The following is a 14,077-nucleotide window of genomic DNA, read 5'->3' on the forward strand; positions in this document are numbered from 1 at the left end:
GACCGCCATGAACGACAGCTCTCGGGCCGTCCCGGCGGAAGCCGGAAGTACCGCAGCCGGATCCGCGGAGCCGGCCGCGGGCGCCTCGACCGCGCCCGCGAAGCCGAACCCGGCGGCGAAGCCGAACCCGGCGGCGAAGACCGGCCCACCGCCCCGTCCGGGCCGACCGCCCCAGCCGCCGCGCCCCAGCGCGCCACCGGGCGCGCCGCCCAGGCCCAACCGCGAACCCGTGCGCGAGCCGGGTCGCGACCCCCAGCGTCCGGCCACCGGCGGACGCCGGCTGATCCTGGGCCGCGACGCCGACGACGCGGCGGAGATGTCGCGGTTGTCGCGGATGGCCCCCTCGCAGTTGCCCGCGCTGCTGCGCTCCACCATCAAGATGCGGCTGACCGCGCTGTACGGCGGGATGTTCCTGATCGCCGGGGTGCTCCTGCTGGGCACCGTCTACCTGCTGGTGCGGCAGAGCCTGACCGAGGGCCGGCTGAATCTGAGCCTGGCGCCGAACACGTTGATGACCATCAACGGCGTGCCGATGACGCCCGACCAGTTCGAGCAGTGGCAGACCATCCAGCAGATCCACCAGCGCGACGCCGCGCTGAACTCGCTGCTCCAGCAGTCGCTGCTGGCCCTGCTGCTGCTGTCGGTGATCGCCTTCGGGTTCGGCTACGTGATGGCCGGCCGGGTGCTGCGCCCGCTCGAGCGGATCACCTCGATCGCCCGCGAGGTGGCCGGATCCAATCTGCACCGGCGGATCGACCTCGACGGTCCGGACGACGAGTTCAAGGAACTCGCCGACACCTTCGACGACATGCTCGACCGGCTGGATCGCTCGCTGGAGTCGCAGCGCAAGTTCGTCGCCAACGCGTCGCACGAACTGCGCACCCCGCTGGCGATCAACCGCACCCTGCTGGAGGTCGCGCTCGGCGATCCGGAGGCGTCCGTCGAGCTCAAGCAGCTCGGCAAGACGTTGCTGGCCACCAACGAGCGCAGCGAGGGCCTGATCGAGGGCCTGCTGCTGCTGGCCCGCAGCGACAACGAGCTGACCGAGCGCAAGCCGGTCGACCTGGCCGAGGTGGCCCGCCGCGCGGTGGACCAGACCGGCGCGGAGGCGGCCGAGCGCAAGGTGACGCTCGACGACGAGCTGGGCCCCGCCGTGCTGCAGGGCAACGGGGTGCTGCTGGAGCGGGTCGCGATGAACCTGATCCAGAACGCGGTGCGCTACAACCGGCCCGGGGGCACGGTGGACATCTCGACCGAGACCACCGCGGGGGTCGCGGTGCTCACCGTGGTCAACACCGGGCCGGTGGTGCCCGGCTACGAGGTGGACAACATGTTCGAGCCGTTCCGGCGGCTGCGCACCGAGCGGACCGCCAGCGACAAGGGCGTCGGGCTCGGGCTGTCCATCGTGCGCTCGATCGTGCGGGCGCACGGCGGCTGGATCGAGGTCGAGCCCCGGGAAGAGGGCGGTCTGATGATGCGGATCGGCTTCCCGGCGGGCTGATTCCGGGCGGCGACCGCCCCGGTGCGGGCGGTCGCCGGGGCCGAAAGCGATCGTACGTACGTGCGAGAGTCGTGGATCACATTTCCGTCTTGGGGTGGAACCAACCTACGCTGTCGTAAGTTACGGAATCGTAGGGACGCGTCGTGCGGGCGATGCACAGCGTCGTCCTCCGTGTCTGCCGCTGTACGACGTTGTCTGCCTATGCCCTGGAGAGCCGATGAACCTTCTCGCCCCCGCCCCGACCGGTGAGCACCTGCTCCGTGAGTTGGAGCAGGTCGTCGCCGTCGAGCTGGACCGCCACCTCGCGGTGGCCAAGGAGTGGTTCCCGCACGAGTACGTGCCGTGGAGCGCCGGTCGCGACTTCGACGGCGTGCTCGGCGGCGAGGCGTGGACTCCGCAGGAGTCCGGGCTCACCGACGTCGGCCGGATAGCTCTCACGCTGAACCTGCTGACCGAGGACAACCTGCCCAGCTACCACTACGAGATCGCGGCGATGTTCGGCCGCGACGGCGCGTGGGGCACCTGGGTGCACCGCTGGACGGCGGAGGAGGGCCGGCACGGCATCGCGATCCGCGACTACCTGATGGCCGCCCGGGCGGTGGACCCGGTCGCGCTGGAGCGCTCGCGAATGGAGCACATGGAGGCCGGCTACCAGGGCGACCACATGGACAATCCGCTGCACGTGATCGCCTACGTGACCTTCCAGGAGCTGGCCACCCGGGTCTCGCACCGCAACTCGGGTCGCACCTGCGGCGACCCGATCGCCGAGCAACTGCTCGCGAAGGTGGCCACGGACGAGAACCTGCACATGGTCTTCTACCGCAACCTGCTCAAGGCCGCCTTCGAGATCGCCCCGGACCAGGCGATGCGCGCGGTCACCGAGATGGTCACCGACTTCCGGATGCCCGGGCACGGGATCAGCGGCTTCGAGCGCGCGGCGGCCAAGCTCGCGGTGGGTGGCGTGTACAACCTGCCGATCCACCAGAACGACGTGATCCTGCCGGTGCTGCGCCACCTCAAGATCATGGAACGCACGGACCTGGGCCCGGAGGGCGAGAAGGCCCGCGAGGAGCTCGCGCTGTTCCTCGGCGGCCTGGACTCCCAGGTGGTGCGCTTCGAGGAGCGCCGGCTCGCCGTGGAGGCCCGCAAGGCGGCCAACCGCCGCTGAGCGCACCCGAGCGGAACATCGACAGGCCCGCCGCCCCTCGGGGGACGGCGGGCCCTGTCGTGCGCGCGCCGGTTGGGCGTTTGCGGTCGAAGCCTCGGTTCAACGCTTGCGGGTCGACTTGCCGAGCGACTCCTTGAAGCCGACCTTGCCGCCCATCCGCAACACCGCGCCCTCGTACATCCGGGCCGCGAGCCGCACCAGCGCCACCAGGGCCACCAGGGCGATCGCGAAGGCGGCCAGGTTCTCCACCACGGAGACCTCGTCCGCCGCGGTCAGCGCCGGTTGCAGCATGGCCGAGAACGGCGGCACGTACGCCAGCACCTGGGCGAGCGTGCCGCCCTTCTGGCCGAGGAAGATGGCGGCCAGGAACGAGGCGATCAGCAGCGAGGTCATCGGCGTGATGACGTTCTGCAGGTCCTCCTGGCGGGAGACGCGGGCCGCGGCGGCGGCGAACATGCACGCGTAGATCGCGTAGCCCACCACGAACCACAGCAGCACCAGCGCCACCGGGTAGACCATCGCGCCGGTCAACTCGATGCTGCCCAGCGCGGACGCCGCGGCCAGCCCGACCACCGCGGTGACCAGCATCTGGAGCAGGCCGAGCAGGCCGATCCCGAGGATCTTGCCGGTCAACAGCGCGCGGGCGGGCACGGTCGCGAGCAGGATCTCCACGATCCGGCTGGACTTCTCCTCGACCACGCCGCTGGCCACCCACATGCAGAACAGCATGAGCATGCCGTAGAGCACGAGCGTGCCGATGAAGGCGATGCCCTTGCGCGCGTCGCGTTGGTCGGCGTCCGGATCCAGGGTGGTCTTGGGCATCGGCGCGATCGCCGAGGCCTGGTTCACCACGTCCGGGTCGATCTTCGCCGCGTCCAGCCGTTGGTCGCGCTCCACGGTGGCCCAAGAGCTCTGCAGCACGGCCGCCAGCGGGTCGGCCAGCTTGCTGTCCACCAGGATCCGGCCGTTGTCCACGACCGCGTCCAGCTTCCCGTCCGCGAGTGCCTTCTCGGCCGCCGCCCGGTCGGCGACGGAGCCGACCCGCACGTCCACGTCCAGCAGCGTCGCCTGGCGCTGTGCGGTCTGTGCGAGCTGCGTCTGCTGCGGCCCGAGGAAGGCCACGTCGTACTTGTCCGACCCGCCGCCGAGCGCGGCCGGGATGGCCACCGATGCGAGCAGGATCGCCAGCATCACCGCCACCGAGATCTGGAAGCCCCGATCCCGGATGCGCTCGGTGAACTCGCGGCGCGCGACCAGCCGCACGGCGGACCAAAACGTGCTGCCGCCGGTGCTCACGCGCCGACCTCCGTTCCGTTGACGACCTCGCGGAAGAGTTCGGCGAGCGAGGGGGTCGCGGGCGCGAACGCCAGCACCCGGCCCGCCGCCCGGGCCCCGTCGAGCAGAGCCTGCTCGCTGGTTCCGGGAAGCAGTTCGACCAGCACCGTGTCGCTCTCCGACTCCGAGGAGAGCACCTTCAGGCCGGGCAGCGCCTCCGCCCAACCCGCCGGCGCGTTCGCCAGCCGCACCCGATAGCGCACCGCGCGGCTGTCCCCGCGCAGCTCGGCCACGGTGCCCGAGGCGTGCATCCGGCCGTTGTTGATGATCCCGACCGCGTCGCACAACGATTCGACCAGTTCGAGCTGGTGGCTGGAGAAGACCACCGAGGCGCCGGCGGCGGTGCGCTCGCGCAGCACGCCGGCCATCACGTCCACACCGACCGGGTCGAGGCCGGAGAACGGCTCGTCCAGGACCAGCAGCTCCGGCTCGTGCACCAGCGCCGCGGCCAACTGCACGCGCTGCTGGTTGCCCAGCGACAACGTCTCCAGCCGGTCCGCGGGCCCGCCCGCCACCTGGAGTCGGCTCAACCAGCGCTCGGCCGACGCGCGCGCGTCGGCGCGGGTCATCCCGTGCAGTTCGGCCAGATAGACCAACTGGTCCTGGATGCGCATCTTCGGATACAGACCACGTTCCTCGGGCATGTAGCCCCAGCTTCGGCGCACGCCGCGGTCCACCGGCGCGCCCCGCCAGCGGACGTCCCCCGCGTCCGGCGCCAACACGCCCAACGCGATGCGCATGGTCGTGGTCTTGCCGGCACCGTTGGTGCCGACGAAACCAAACATTTGACCCGGTTGTACGGTCAGCGACAGGCCGTCGAGGACGACCTTCTCGCCGAATCGCTTGTCCAGGTCGGCCAACTCGAGCACGACACTCCCCGTGATATTCCAGCCCCCGTGTCGCACTTATATACGGGGGCGAACGGGGCGTTCAAACCGCGGCCCACGTGTGCGATCCGACACACCCGGGTGAACGTCCCGGCGGGCGTGGACTCAGTCGATCCGGCGCAGATCGCGGCGGAATCGACGACCGTTCTCGACATAGCTGCGCACCGTCTCCGCGAACGCGCCGACCGGAACGGCGTTCTCGCGAATCTTCGCCGGCACCCCCAAGGCCATCGCGTACGACGGCACCTCGAGCCGATTTCCGATCACCGCACCCGCTCCCACCAGGGCACCTGTGCGCACCACGGCCTGATGCATGACCACCGCGCCGTTGCCGACCAGGCAACGATCCTCGATCACGCAGCCCTCCAAATGCACAATGTGACCGATCACGCACTCGTCGCCCACTACCGTCGGCCACGGCGCCGTCGTGTGCAGGACACATCCGTCCTGGACCGACGTGCGCTCGCCGATCACGATCCGGCCGTGATCCGCGCGCAGTACGGCCCCCGGCCACACCGTAGAATCCGCGCCGATCTCCACGCTGCCGATCACGACCGCGTCCGGGTGCACATAAGCATCCGGGTGCACCTTGGGTATTTGATCACCCAGCGCGTAGACCGTCACGATTCCTCCTGGTTGTGCAGGGCGGTACGGGGTTACAGTGGCCCCCCATCCAACCAAGTCACCTCTTTGGGGGTTCGGTTGGGTGTCGATTGCGTAACGAGCCTTGATGTAAGGCAAAATCTGCGCTTCGGGTCGGGCACAACTCCGGCCCCTCAAGCGTTACGTGCGCTGAAGGCATCGTCCAAGCAGGTTCACGGGCGGTGTCTGCACGACTGAGCACCGCAGATCCACCCGGAGGGGGAGAGGTACATGGCAACCGACTACGACACCCCGCGTAAGACCGATGACGACATCAACGAAGACAGCATCGAGGAGCTGAAGGCTCGGCGCGTGGACAAGTCGGCCGGTTCGGTCGACGTCGACGAGTTCGAGCAGGCCGAATCACTCGAGCTTCCCGGTGCGGACCTCTCCAATGAGGAGCTGTCCGTCCGGGTCGTCCCGAAGCAGGCCGACGAATTCACGTGCTCAAGCTGCTTCCTGGTGCATCACCGGAGCCAGCTCGCCAAGGAGAAGAACGGCCAGCCGGTCTGCAGCGACTGCGCCTGATCGTGTGCGGTCGAGGACGACCGGCGATGAACGGCAACCCTGCACACGCCATACGGGTACCGGCAGGAGTTGGACCGTCGACGTTCGCCGAGCGTCCTTGAACGCGGGAGCACGACGCGGGACGCGGTGGATGACGCGGATCGTGGGAAGTACCGAAGACACACGCAGGACGTACGAAGTCGAACGTCCGCCGATTCACCGGCGGGCGTTCTTGACTGTCCGCCGCCGCCCGCCGCCGCATCGCGGCGCCGGACGATTCGCTCACTCCCGGCTCCTTCGAGCCGGGATCGAGCCTGCCCTCGCCGATCAGGCGCGGGCGCGCAACGCCGCCACGACGTCGACCAGGCGTTGCGGGTTGCGCGAGGACAGATAGAGGTAGGGCGTGGGATCGGCCGGGTCGACGACCTCGATCCGCGCGGCCCCCGGGATGTACGCGCGCAGCAGCATGAACGCGCGCGGATCGGCGTTCTCCATCCGCAACGAGCGGGCCTGCTCGGGATCGAGCGCGACCCCCGCACCCAGCGCGGTGAGCGGGATCCGGGCCCGACCCGCCAGCAACTCGGTCTCGGTGACGGTGATCCGCGCCGCGCCGTAGGCGCCGGTGGCCCACGCCGCCAGTGCGCCCAGGGCCAGGGCCAGCACGACGGTCGGCACGATCCCGAAGGCCAGCCCCACGAGTGCGCCGGAGACGGCCATCAGGGCGGTCAGGGCCCACCAGGAGGCCGGCACGCCGAGTCGTTCGCTGTACGCCTGCATGCGCCCAGCCTGTCATGCGCGCCCGACACGGGTCAGCGGGGGCCGTGTCGCCGGGTCAGCCGGGCCAGGGCGCGGGTGACGCCCTCCGGAGGTGTGCGCAGGCCCGTCGCCACCCCTTTGGCGTAATCCGAGAGAGCGGTGGGCGCCAACAGGTCGAGCAACGCGCCGGCCCTGGCGTCGTTGCCCACCAGATAGCGCGGCCTGGGACGCGGCACGCTCAGCGCGGTGCGCACCGCGTGTGCGACCGGGGCCGGACCCGGCAGCGCCTTGGCCCGCCGGACCATGTCGTCGGCGAGGTCGTAGGAGTCGTTGTAGGCCGACGTCTTGCGCGGCGGCAGCCGGGACATGGCGCGCTCCCAGATGTCGGTACCGAAGCTGCCCGGCTCGATCAGCACCACCTTGACGCCGAACCCGGCGGTCTCGATCCGCAACGAGTCGGTGATCGCGGCCAGCCCCTGCTTGCTCGCGCAGTACCAGCCCAGGAACGGGTTGGAGACCCGGCCGGAGACGGAGGAGATGTTGACGATCCGCCCGTCCCGGCGTTGACGCATCTGCGGCAGCACCAGGCGGGCGATCCGCGCGGGCGCGATCAGGTTGGTCTCCAGCTGGGCGCGGATCTGCTCGTCGTCCACGTCCTCGATCGCCCCCGGCTGCGCGATCCCGGCGTTGTTGACCACCGCCCACGGGCCGCCGGCGGTCATCTGGGCGATCTCGGTGAAGGCCCGAACCGTCGACGTGGCGTCGGCGACGTCGAGCAGGACCGTGCGTACGCCCACCTCGGCGCGCTCGGCGGCATCGCGCAGGCGCTCGGCCCGGTCCTGGGTCCTGGCCGTGCCGATCACGTCGAAGCCGGACCCCGCCAGCTCCAGGGCGACGGCAAGGCCGATCCCGCCGGTCGCCCCGGTGACGACCACGCTCTTGGTCATGCGCTTCCTTCCGTCCCGCGACCCTTTCGGGCCGCGGCGCCGGCGGCTCCCAAGCCGCTGCGCAGGTGTCGGTCGGAACGACGGTAGTGTCCTTCGGCGTGAGTCGACCAACATCCCTGACCCCGCCTCCGGAAGCGGTGGTGCCCCAGCCCCACCCGGACGCCCCTCCTCCCGGCACCGAGCTGGGCGAGCACTACAGCGACTGCTTCGGCTGCGGCGAGGCCGCCCCCGGCGGGCTGCGCATTCGCGCGCGCGCCGGCGAGGGCGTCTCCGTGGACGCCGAGTTCACCGTCACCACGCTGCACCAAGGAGCCCCGGGCCTGGCCCACGGCGGGCTGCTGACCTGCGCGTTCGACGAGGCGCTCGGCGCGATCGGGTACATGCTGCACACCACGGCGGTGACCGGGCACCTGGAGACGGACTTCCGCCGTCCGGTGCCGGTGGGGTCCACCCTGTACATCCACGCGTGGTGCGAGGCGGTGGCCGGCCGCAAGATCTACTCGCGCGCGGTCGGGCGGCTGGACTCCCCGCAAGGGCCGATCGCGGTCGAGGCCGCGGCGCTGTTCGTCAGCGTCGGACTCGCGCACTTCGTCGACAATGGACGTGCGGAAGACGTACAGCGCGTCATGGACAACCCCGACCTGATGAAGGCGGCCCGAGCGTTCGAGGTGAACCCGTGAGCACGAGTGTGGACATCCTGGTGCGCCGGCTCGACCCCGGTCTTCCGCTGCCCGCGTACGAGCACCCGGGCGACGCGGGGGCGGACCTGGTGACCGCGCAGGACGCCGAGATCGCCCCCGGCGAGCGGATGGTGCTGCCCACGGGCATCGCCATCGCGCTCCCGGACGGGTACGCCGCGTTCGTGCATCCGCGCTCGGGACTCGCGGTGCGGTGCGGGGTATCCCTGGTGAACGCCCCGGGCACTGTCGATGCGGGATACCGTGGCGAAATCAAGGTTGTCGTGGTCAACCACGACCTGCGTACGCCGGTCGTTTTTCGTCGCGGCGACCGAATCGCCCAACTCGTGATCCAACGGGTCGAGCGAGCGGGGTTCCACGAGGTCGCCGAGCTGCCCGGTTCCGGGCGCGGCGAAGGCGGCTTCGGATCCACCGGCGGGCACGCGGCGATGGGCGTTTCGAGCGCCGTCGCGGCGGGCAGCGCGGGCATCGTGCAAGACTCGGCTTCCGACAGGGAAGGACTGTGACGTGTTCGGTCGTCGCCGACGCAGCGAAAAGGATGATCTGCCCGTCGAGGAGCACGAAGACCTCGACGACATCATCGATGACGAGGGCGATGCCGACGAGGCGTCGAGCGACGGGGCCGCGCAAGGCTCCGACGACTCGGACCTCGACGAGCTGAGCCGACCGATCCCGCCCGCGCCCCGGCCGGACGGTCCGTGGGACTTCGACGAGCTCGAGGACCCGCACGAGGAGCGCATCGACCTCGGCGGGATGCTGATCCCCAGCGACCCGCGGATGGAGCTGCGGGTCGAGGTCTCCAACGACCTGATCATCGCGGCCACGGTGGTCCTCGAGGACAGCGGTCTCCAGCTCCAGGCCTTCGCCGCTCCGCGCAACGAGAGCATCTGGCACGAGGTGCGTGCCGAGATCGCCTCCGGGATCACCCAGCAGGGTGGCATCGTGGACGAGCAGGACGCCGGCCTGGGGTGGGAGCTGCGCGCCCAGGTGCCGGTCCAGCTTCCGGACGGCACCCAGGGCCACCAGTTGGTGCGCTTCGTCGGGTGTGACGGGCCGCGCTGGTTTCTGCGCGGCGTGATCTCCGGTCGGGCGGCGGTGGATCCCAACGTCGGTGCCGACCTGGAGGCCATGTTCCGCGACACCGTCGTGGTCCGGGGCAACGAACCGATGGCGCCGCGCGACCCGATCCTGCTGCGCCTGCCGGAGAACGCCCAGGTCGATCCGAACAGCGGGCTCGCGGTGCCGCAGCAGGGCGCCGACGAGGACCGCTTCGCGGGTGACCTGGACCCGTTCCAGCGCGGCCCGGAGATCACCGAGGTCCGCTAGGCCGCGACCGGCCCCGGGGGCGCCCACGAAGGCGTCTCCCACCTTGCCCGCAAGACCCGTACCAGACACCGAAGCCCGACCCCGCCGCGAGGCGGGGTCGGGCTTCGTGCGTGTCCGGTCGCGGCCGCGGGCGCTCCGTGCGCGTGTTCGGCCCCGGGTTTCGGGTGGTCCGCGCGCGTGTCCGGTTCCGGGTGCTTCGAATCTTGATGTCAAGGGCGCGTCAAGAAGGCATATGGGCGCGTCAGGACGCCGCCAACGCTTTCTGATTTGCCCTATTTATGGGGATTTTTGGCGGCTTGGAGGTGCTATCAATGTCCTCCTTACGGGCGATCAAGCGCCTGTCCGTCCCAAGGAGCACCCGCGATGGCTGATCTGGCCTTCGTAGTCCTGACGATCGCGTTCTTCGCGCTGGTCGTCGTGATCGCCAAGGGGGTGGCGAAGCTGTGAACGCGGACGGCATCGTCGGCCTGAGCGTCGCCATCGCCCTGCTCGGCTACCTGGTCCTGGCCCTGATCTTCCCCGAGAGGTTCTAGGTGAGCGTCACGCTCGCGGGGATACTCCAGCTGTCCCTGCTGATAGCCGTCCTGGCCGCGGTACATCGCCCCTTCGGCGACTACATGGCCCGTGTGTACTCCAGCGACAGGCACCTGCGCGGTGAGCGCGTCCTGTACAAGCTGATCGGCGCCGACCCGGACGCCGAGCAGCGCTGGACCGTCTACCTGCGCAGCGTGCTCGGGTTCTCGATGTTCTCGCTGCTGGGCCTGTACGCCCTCCAGCGGTTCCAGGACCACCTGCCGTTCGACCTCGGGATGAAGCCGATCACGCCGGACCAGGCGTTCAACACCGCCGCGTCCTTCACGGCGAACACGAACTGGCAGTCCTACTCCGGTGAGACCGCGATGGGCCACACGGTCCAGATGGTCGGCCTGACCGTGCAGAACTTCGTGTCGGCCGCCGTGGGCATGGCCGTGGCGATCGCGCTGGTGCGCGGCTTCGTCCGGGTGCGCTCGGGCGAGATCGGCAACTTCTGGGTCGACCTGATCCGCGGCTCGATCCGGATCCTGCTGCCGATCGCGATCATCGGCACGATCGTGCTGGTCGCGTCCGGCACGATCCAGAACCTGGCCGACCCGCACACCGTGCAGACGCTCTCCGGCGGGACGCAGACCATTCCGGGCGGTCCGGTGGCCTCGCAGGAGGTGATCAAGGAACTCGGCACCAACGGCGGCGGCTTCTTCAACGCCAACTCGGCGCACCCGTTCGAGAATCCCAACGCGTTCACCAACGTGTTCGAGATCTTCCTGATCCTGGTGATCCCGTTCTCGATGCCCCGCACCTTCGGTCGCCTCGTCGGCAGCCTCAAGCAGGGCTACGCGATCCTCGCCGCGATGTTCGTGATCTGGTTCGTCGCCGTCCTGCTGATGTGGTGGACCGAGGCGCACGGCAACGGCGCCGCCCCGGAACTGGCCGGCGGTGCGATGGAGGGCAAGGAACAGCGGTTCGGCATCCCCGGCTCGTCGGTCTTCGCGGTGTCCACCACGATGACCTCCACCGGCGCGGTCAACTCGTTCCACTCGTCCTTCACCGGGCTCGGCGGCGGGATCACCATGCTGGGCATGATGCTCGGCGAGATCACGCCAGGCGGCGTCGGATCGGGCCTGTACGGAATCCTGATCATGGCGATCCTGGCGGTCTTCGTGGCGGGCCTGATGGTCGGCCGCACGCCCGAATACCTGGGCAAGAAGATCGGCGCCGGCGAGATGAAGCTGGTCGCGATGTACATCCTCGTGGTGCCCGCCACCATCCTGACCTTCACCGGGATCGCCCTCGCGCTGCCCGGTGAACAGGCGGCGATCCTCAACTCCGACTCGCCACACGGCATCTCCGAGGTGCTGTACGCGTTCACCTCCGGCGCCAACAACAACGGCAGCGCGTTCGCCGGGCTCGGCGCGAACACCGAGTTCTACAACACGATGATCGGATTGGCCATGCTGATCGGCCGATTCGTGCCGATCTGCCTCGTGCTCGCCCTCGCCGGCCGACTCGCCGAACAAAAGAGCGTCCCCGACAGCGCGGGCACCCTGCAGACGCATCGGCCCCTGTTCGTGGGTCAACTCGTCGGCGTGATCCTGATCATCACCGGCCTCACCTTCTTCCCCGCCCTGGCTCTCGGGCCGCTTGCCGAGGGATTGGCATGACAGACACCGCGATACGCCCCACCGAGGAACACGTCGACACCCCCACCGGCTCCGGCCGGGTCTCGGCCGGCCTGTTCGAACCCCGTCGACTGCTCAAGTCGCTGCCCGGAGCCCTGCTCAAGCTCGACCCGCGGATCATGGTCCGTACCCCGGTCATGTTCGTGGTCGAGATCGGGTCGGTCATCACGACCGTCATGGCGATCAAGGACCCGAGCGTGTTCGCCTGGGTGGTCACCGTCTGGCTCTGGCTGACCGTGGTGTTCGCCAACCTGGCCGAGGCTGTTGCCGAAGGACGCGGCAAGGCGCAGGCGGACACGCTGCGCAAGGCCAAGACCGACACGTTCGCCCGACGCGTGGTCGGCGGCGGGGAAGAGCGGGTCGCGGCCACCGACCTGGCCATCGGCGACCTCGTGGTGTGCGAGGCCGGCGACATCATCCCCGGCGACGGCGACGTCGTCGACGGTGTCGCGAGCGTGGACGAGTCGGCCATCACCGGCGAGTCCGCTCCCGTGATCCGCGAGTCCGGCGGCGACCGCTCGGCGGTGACCGGCGGCACCAAGGTGCTCTCCGACCGGATCGTCGTCAAGATCACCACCGAGCCCGGCAAGACCTTCATCGACCGGATGATCGCCCTCGTCGAGGGCGCCGCCCGGCAGAAGACGCCGAACGAGATCGCGCTCAACATCCTGCTCGCGTCGCTGACGATCGTCTTCCTGTTCGCGGTCGTCACACTGCAGCCGATCGCGACGTACGCGCACGCCGAGCAGTCGATGATCATCCTGGTCGCGCTGCTGGTCTGCCTGATCCCGACGACCATCGGGGCGCTGCTGTCCGCGATCGGCATCGCGGGCATGGACCGCCTGGTCCAGCGCAACGTGCTGGCGATGTCGGGGCGCGCGGTCGAGGCCGCGGGCGACGTGTCGACGCTGCTGTTGGACAAGACCGGCACGATCACCCTGGGCAACCGACAGGCGTCCGAGTTCGTCCCGGTGGACGGGGTGACCGAGGCCGAGTTGGCCGACGCCGCGCAGTTGTCCTCGCTCGCGGACGAGACCCCCGAGGGGCGCTCGATCGTGGTGCTGGCCAAGGAGCGCTACGGGCTGCGCGAGCGGCACCAGGGCGAATTGGCGCAAGCCGAGTGGATCGCCTTCACCGCGCAGACCAGGATGTCCGGCGTCGACCTGACCGACGACAACGGCGTGCGGATGGTGCGCAAGGGCGCCGCTTCCGCGATCAACGCGTGGGTGGCCGAGCGTGGCGGCGCCGTGCCGGCCCGGTCCGGCGAACTCGTCGACGGCATCTCCGCCGCCGGTGGCACGCCCCTGCTGGTCGCGGTCGAGGACGTGGACGGCGCCCGGGTCCTGGGCGTGATCCACCTCAAGGACGTGGTCAAGGAGGGCATGCGGGAGCGCTTCGACGAACTGCGCCGGATGGGCATCCGGACGGTGATGATCACCGGTGACAACCCGCTGACCGCCAAGGCGATCGCGGACGAGGCCGGCGTCGACGACTTCCTGGCCGAGGCCACCCCCGAGGACAAGCTCGCGCTGATCAAGCGCGAGCAGGCGGGCGGCAAGCTGGTCGCGATGACCGGCGACGGCACCAACGACGCGCCGGCGCTGGCCCAGGCGGATGTCGGCGTGGCGATGAACACCGGCACCTCGGCCGCCAAAGAGGCCGGGAACATGGTCGACCTCGACTCCAACCCGACCAAGCTGATCGAGATCGTCGAGATCGGCAAGCAATTGCTGATCACCCGAGGCGCGCTCACCACGTTCTCGATCGCCAACGACGTCGCGAAGTACTTCGCGATCATCCCGGCGATGTTCGCGAGCATCAAGGGCGCCGAGGCGCTCGCCCCGCTGGACAAGCTCAACATCATGCAGCTCGCCACCCCCGAGTCGGCGATCATCTCGGCGGTCGTCTTCAACGCCCTGATCATCGTCGCGCTGATCCCGCTCGCACTGCGCGGCGTGCGCTACCGGCCGATGTCGGCCGACAAGCTGCTCGGCCGCAACCTGCGGATCTACGGCCTCGGCGGCCTGATCGCCCCGTTCGTCGGGATCAAGCTCATCGACCTGCTCGTCTCGCTCATCCCCGGAATCGGTTGAT

The 14,077-nt window shown here is 69.8% G+C and carries 14 protein-coding genes; 9 read left to right on the forward strand and 5 right to left on the reverse strand.

From position 1 onward, the window contains the following. Positions 1–7 precede the first annotated feature (7 nt). Positions 8–1,501, forward strand: a complete 1,494-nt coding sequence (locus ACZ4FV_RS00425; RefSeq protein WP_465321471.1) for a sensor histidine kinase — start codon at positions 8–10, stop codon at positions 1,499–1,501. Positions 1,502–1,718: 217 nt separating this feature from the next. Further along, positions 1,719–2,669 (forward strand): acyl-ACP desaturase, encoded by a 951-nt coding sequence (locus ACZ4FV_RS00430; RefSeq protein ID WP_395859873.1) that lies wholly within the window; start codon positions 1,719–1,721, stop codon positions 2,667–2,669. A 99-nt stretch (positions 2,670–2,768) separates the two neighbouring features. Here ACZ4FV_RS00430 and ACZ4FV_RS00435 read toward each other — a convergent pair whose 3' ends face one another. The 3 genes from ACZ4FV_RS00435 to ACZ4FV_RS00445 all read right to left on the reverse strand — a co-directional run bounded on the left by ACZ4FV_RS00435 (position 2,769) and on the right by ACZ4FV_RS00445 (position 5,515). Further along, positions 2,769–3,965: an ABC transporter permease gene (locus ACZ4FV_RS00435; protein ID WP_465321473.1), complete on the reverse strand. Its 1,197-nt coding sequence runs from the start codon at positions 3,963–3,965 to the stop codon at positions 2,769–2,771. Continuing rightward, the gene (locus tag ACZ4FV_RS00440; RefSeq protein ID WP_465321475.1) at positions 3,962–4,873 is read right to left on the reverse strand and encodes an ABC transporter ATP-binding protein; all 912 of its coding nucleotides are present in this window, start codon (positions 4,871–4,873) and stop codon (positions 3,962–3,964) included. Before ACZ4FV_RS00440 ends, ACZ4FV_RS00435 begins: the two co-directional genes overlap by 4 nt. Before the next feature lie 123 nt (positions 4,874–4,996). Then, on the reverse strand, positions 4,997–5,515 hold the full coding sequence (locus tag ACZ4FV_RS00445; protein WP_395859866.1) for a gamma carbonic anhydrase family protein: 519 nt from the start codon (positions 5,513–5,515) through the stop codon (positions 4,997–4,999). Positions 5,516–5,764: 249 nt separating this feature from the next. On the opposite strand from ACZ4FV_RS00445, the gene ACZ4FV_RS00450 reads away from it, so the two are divergent. Next, entirely contained in the window at positions 5,765–6,061 is a 297-nt protein-coding gene (locus tag ACZ4FV_RS00450) for a DUF4193 domain-containing protein (RefSeq protein ID WP_395859864.1), read from the forward strand. Positions 6,062–6,367: 306 nt separating this feature from the next. Here the strand turns inward: ACZ4FV_RS00450 and ACZ4FV_RS00455 are convergent, their stop codons facing one another. Together ACZ4FV_RS00455 and ACZ4FV_RS00460 are read right to left on the reverse strand one after the other, a co-directional pair. Beyond that, positions 6,368–6,817: a DUF3093 domain-containing protein gene (locus ACZ4FV_RS00455; RefSeq protein WP_395859862.1), complete on the reverse strand. Its 450-nt coding sequence runs from the start codon at positions 6,815–6,817 to the stop codon at positions 6,368–6,370. Positions 6,818–6,849: 32 nt separating this feature from the next. Then, a complete protein-coding gene (locus ACZ4FV_RS00460) occupies positions 6,850–7,743 on the reverse strand; it encodes an SDR family oxidoreductase (RefSeq protein WP_395859861.1) in 894 nt (297 codons plus the stop codon). Positions 7,744–7,841: 98 nt separating this feature from the next. On the opposite strand from ACZ4FV_RS00460, the gene ACZ4FV_RS00465 reads away from it, so the two are divergent. The 6 genes from ACZ4FV_RS00465 to kdpB all read left to right on the forward strand — a co-directional run bounded on the left by ACZ4FV_RS00465 (position 7,842) and on the right by kdpB (position 14,076). After that, positions 7,842–8,423 (forward strand): PaaI family thioesterase, encoded by a 582-nt coding sequence (locus ACZ4FV_RS00465; protein ID WP_395859859.1) that lies wholly within the window; start codon positions 7,842–7,844, stop codon positions 8,421–8,423. Further along, positions 8,420–8,947: a dUTP diphosphatase gene (dut, locus tag ACZ4FV_RS00470; protein WP_395859858.1), complete on the forward strand. Its 528-nt coding sequence runs from the start codon at positions 8,420–8,422 to the stop codon at positions 8,945–8,947. The genes ACZ4FV_RS00465 and dut overlap by 4 nt, the downstream gene beginning before the upstream one ends. A gap of 1 nt (position 8,948) precedes the next feature. Beyond that, positions 8,949–9,767, forward strand: a complete 819-nt coding sequence (locus ACZ4FV_RS00475; RefSeq protein ID WP_395859857.1) for a DUF3710 domain-containing protein — start codon at positions 8,949–8,951, stop codon at positions 9,765–9,767. Positions 9,768–10,210: 443 nt separating this feature from the next. Further along, positions 10,211–10,300: a K(+)-transporting ATPase subunit F gene (gene kdpF / locus ACZ4FV_RS00480; RefSeq protein ID WP_391581698.1), complete on the forward strand. Its 90-nt coding sequence runs from the start codon at positions 10,211–10,213 to the stop codon at positions 10,298–10,300. After that, positions 10,301–11,965 carry a potassium-transporting ATPase subunit KdpA gene (kdpA, locus tag ACZ4FV_RS00485; RefSeq protein ID WP_395859856.1) on the forward strand — a complete coding sequence of 555 codons (1,665 nt, stop codon included), beginning with the start codon at positions 10,301–10,303 and terminating at the stop codon, positions 11,963–11,965. Next, complete coding sequence (gene kdpB / locus ACZ4FV_RS00490) at positions 11,962–14,076, forward strand: potassium-transporting ATPase subunit KdpB (protein WP_465321477.1); 2,115 nt, start codon at positions 11,962–11,964, stop codon at positions 14,074–14,076. Before kdpA ends, kdpB begins: the two co-directional genes overlap by 4 nt. Position 14,077 lies beyond the last annotated feature (1 nt).

The organism is Embleya sp. NPDC025285 (assembly GCF_055558835.1).

Excerpts from the sequence above, each read along its gene's own strand:
- ACZ4FV_RS00425 (WP_465321471.1), top strand. The coding sequence starts at position 8 with ATGAACGACAGCTCTCGGGCCGTCCCGGCGGAAGCCGGAAGTACCGCA.
- ACZ4FV_RS00455 (WP_395859862.1), bottom strand. The coding sequence starts at position 6,817 with ATGCAGGCGTACAGCGAACGACTCGGCGTGCCGGCCTCCTGGTGGGCC.
- kdpB (WP_465321477.1), top strand. The coding sequence starts at position 11,962 with ATGACAGACACCGCGATACGCCCCACCGAGGAACACGTCGACACCCCC.
- ACZ4FV_RS00430 (WP_395859873.1), top strand. The coding sequence starts at position 1,719 with ATGAACCTTCTCGCCCCCGCCCCGACCGGTGAGCACCTGCTCCGTGAG.
- ACZ4FV_RS00450 (WP_395859864.1), top strand. The coding sequence starts at position 5,765 with ATGGCAACCGACTACGACACCCCGCGTAAGACCGATGACGACATCAAC.
- ACZ4FV_RS00460 (WP_395859861.1), bottom strand. The coding sequence starts at position 7,743 with ATGACCAAGAGCGTGGTCGTCACCGGGGCGACCGGCGGGATCGGCCTT.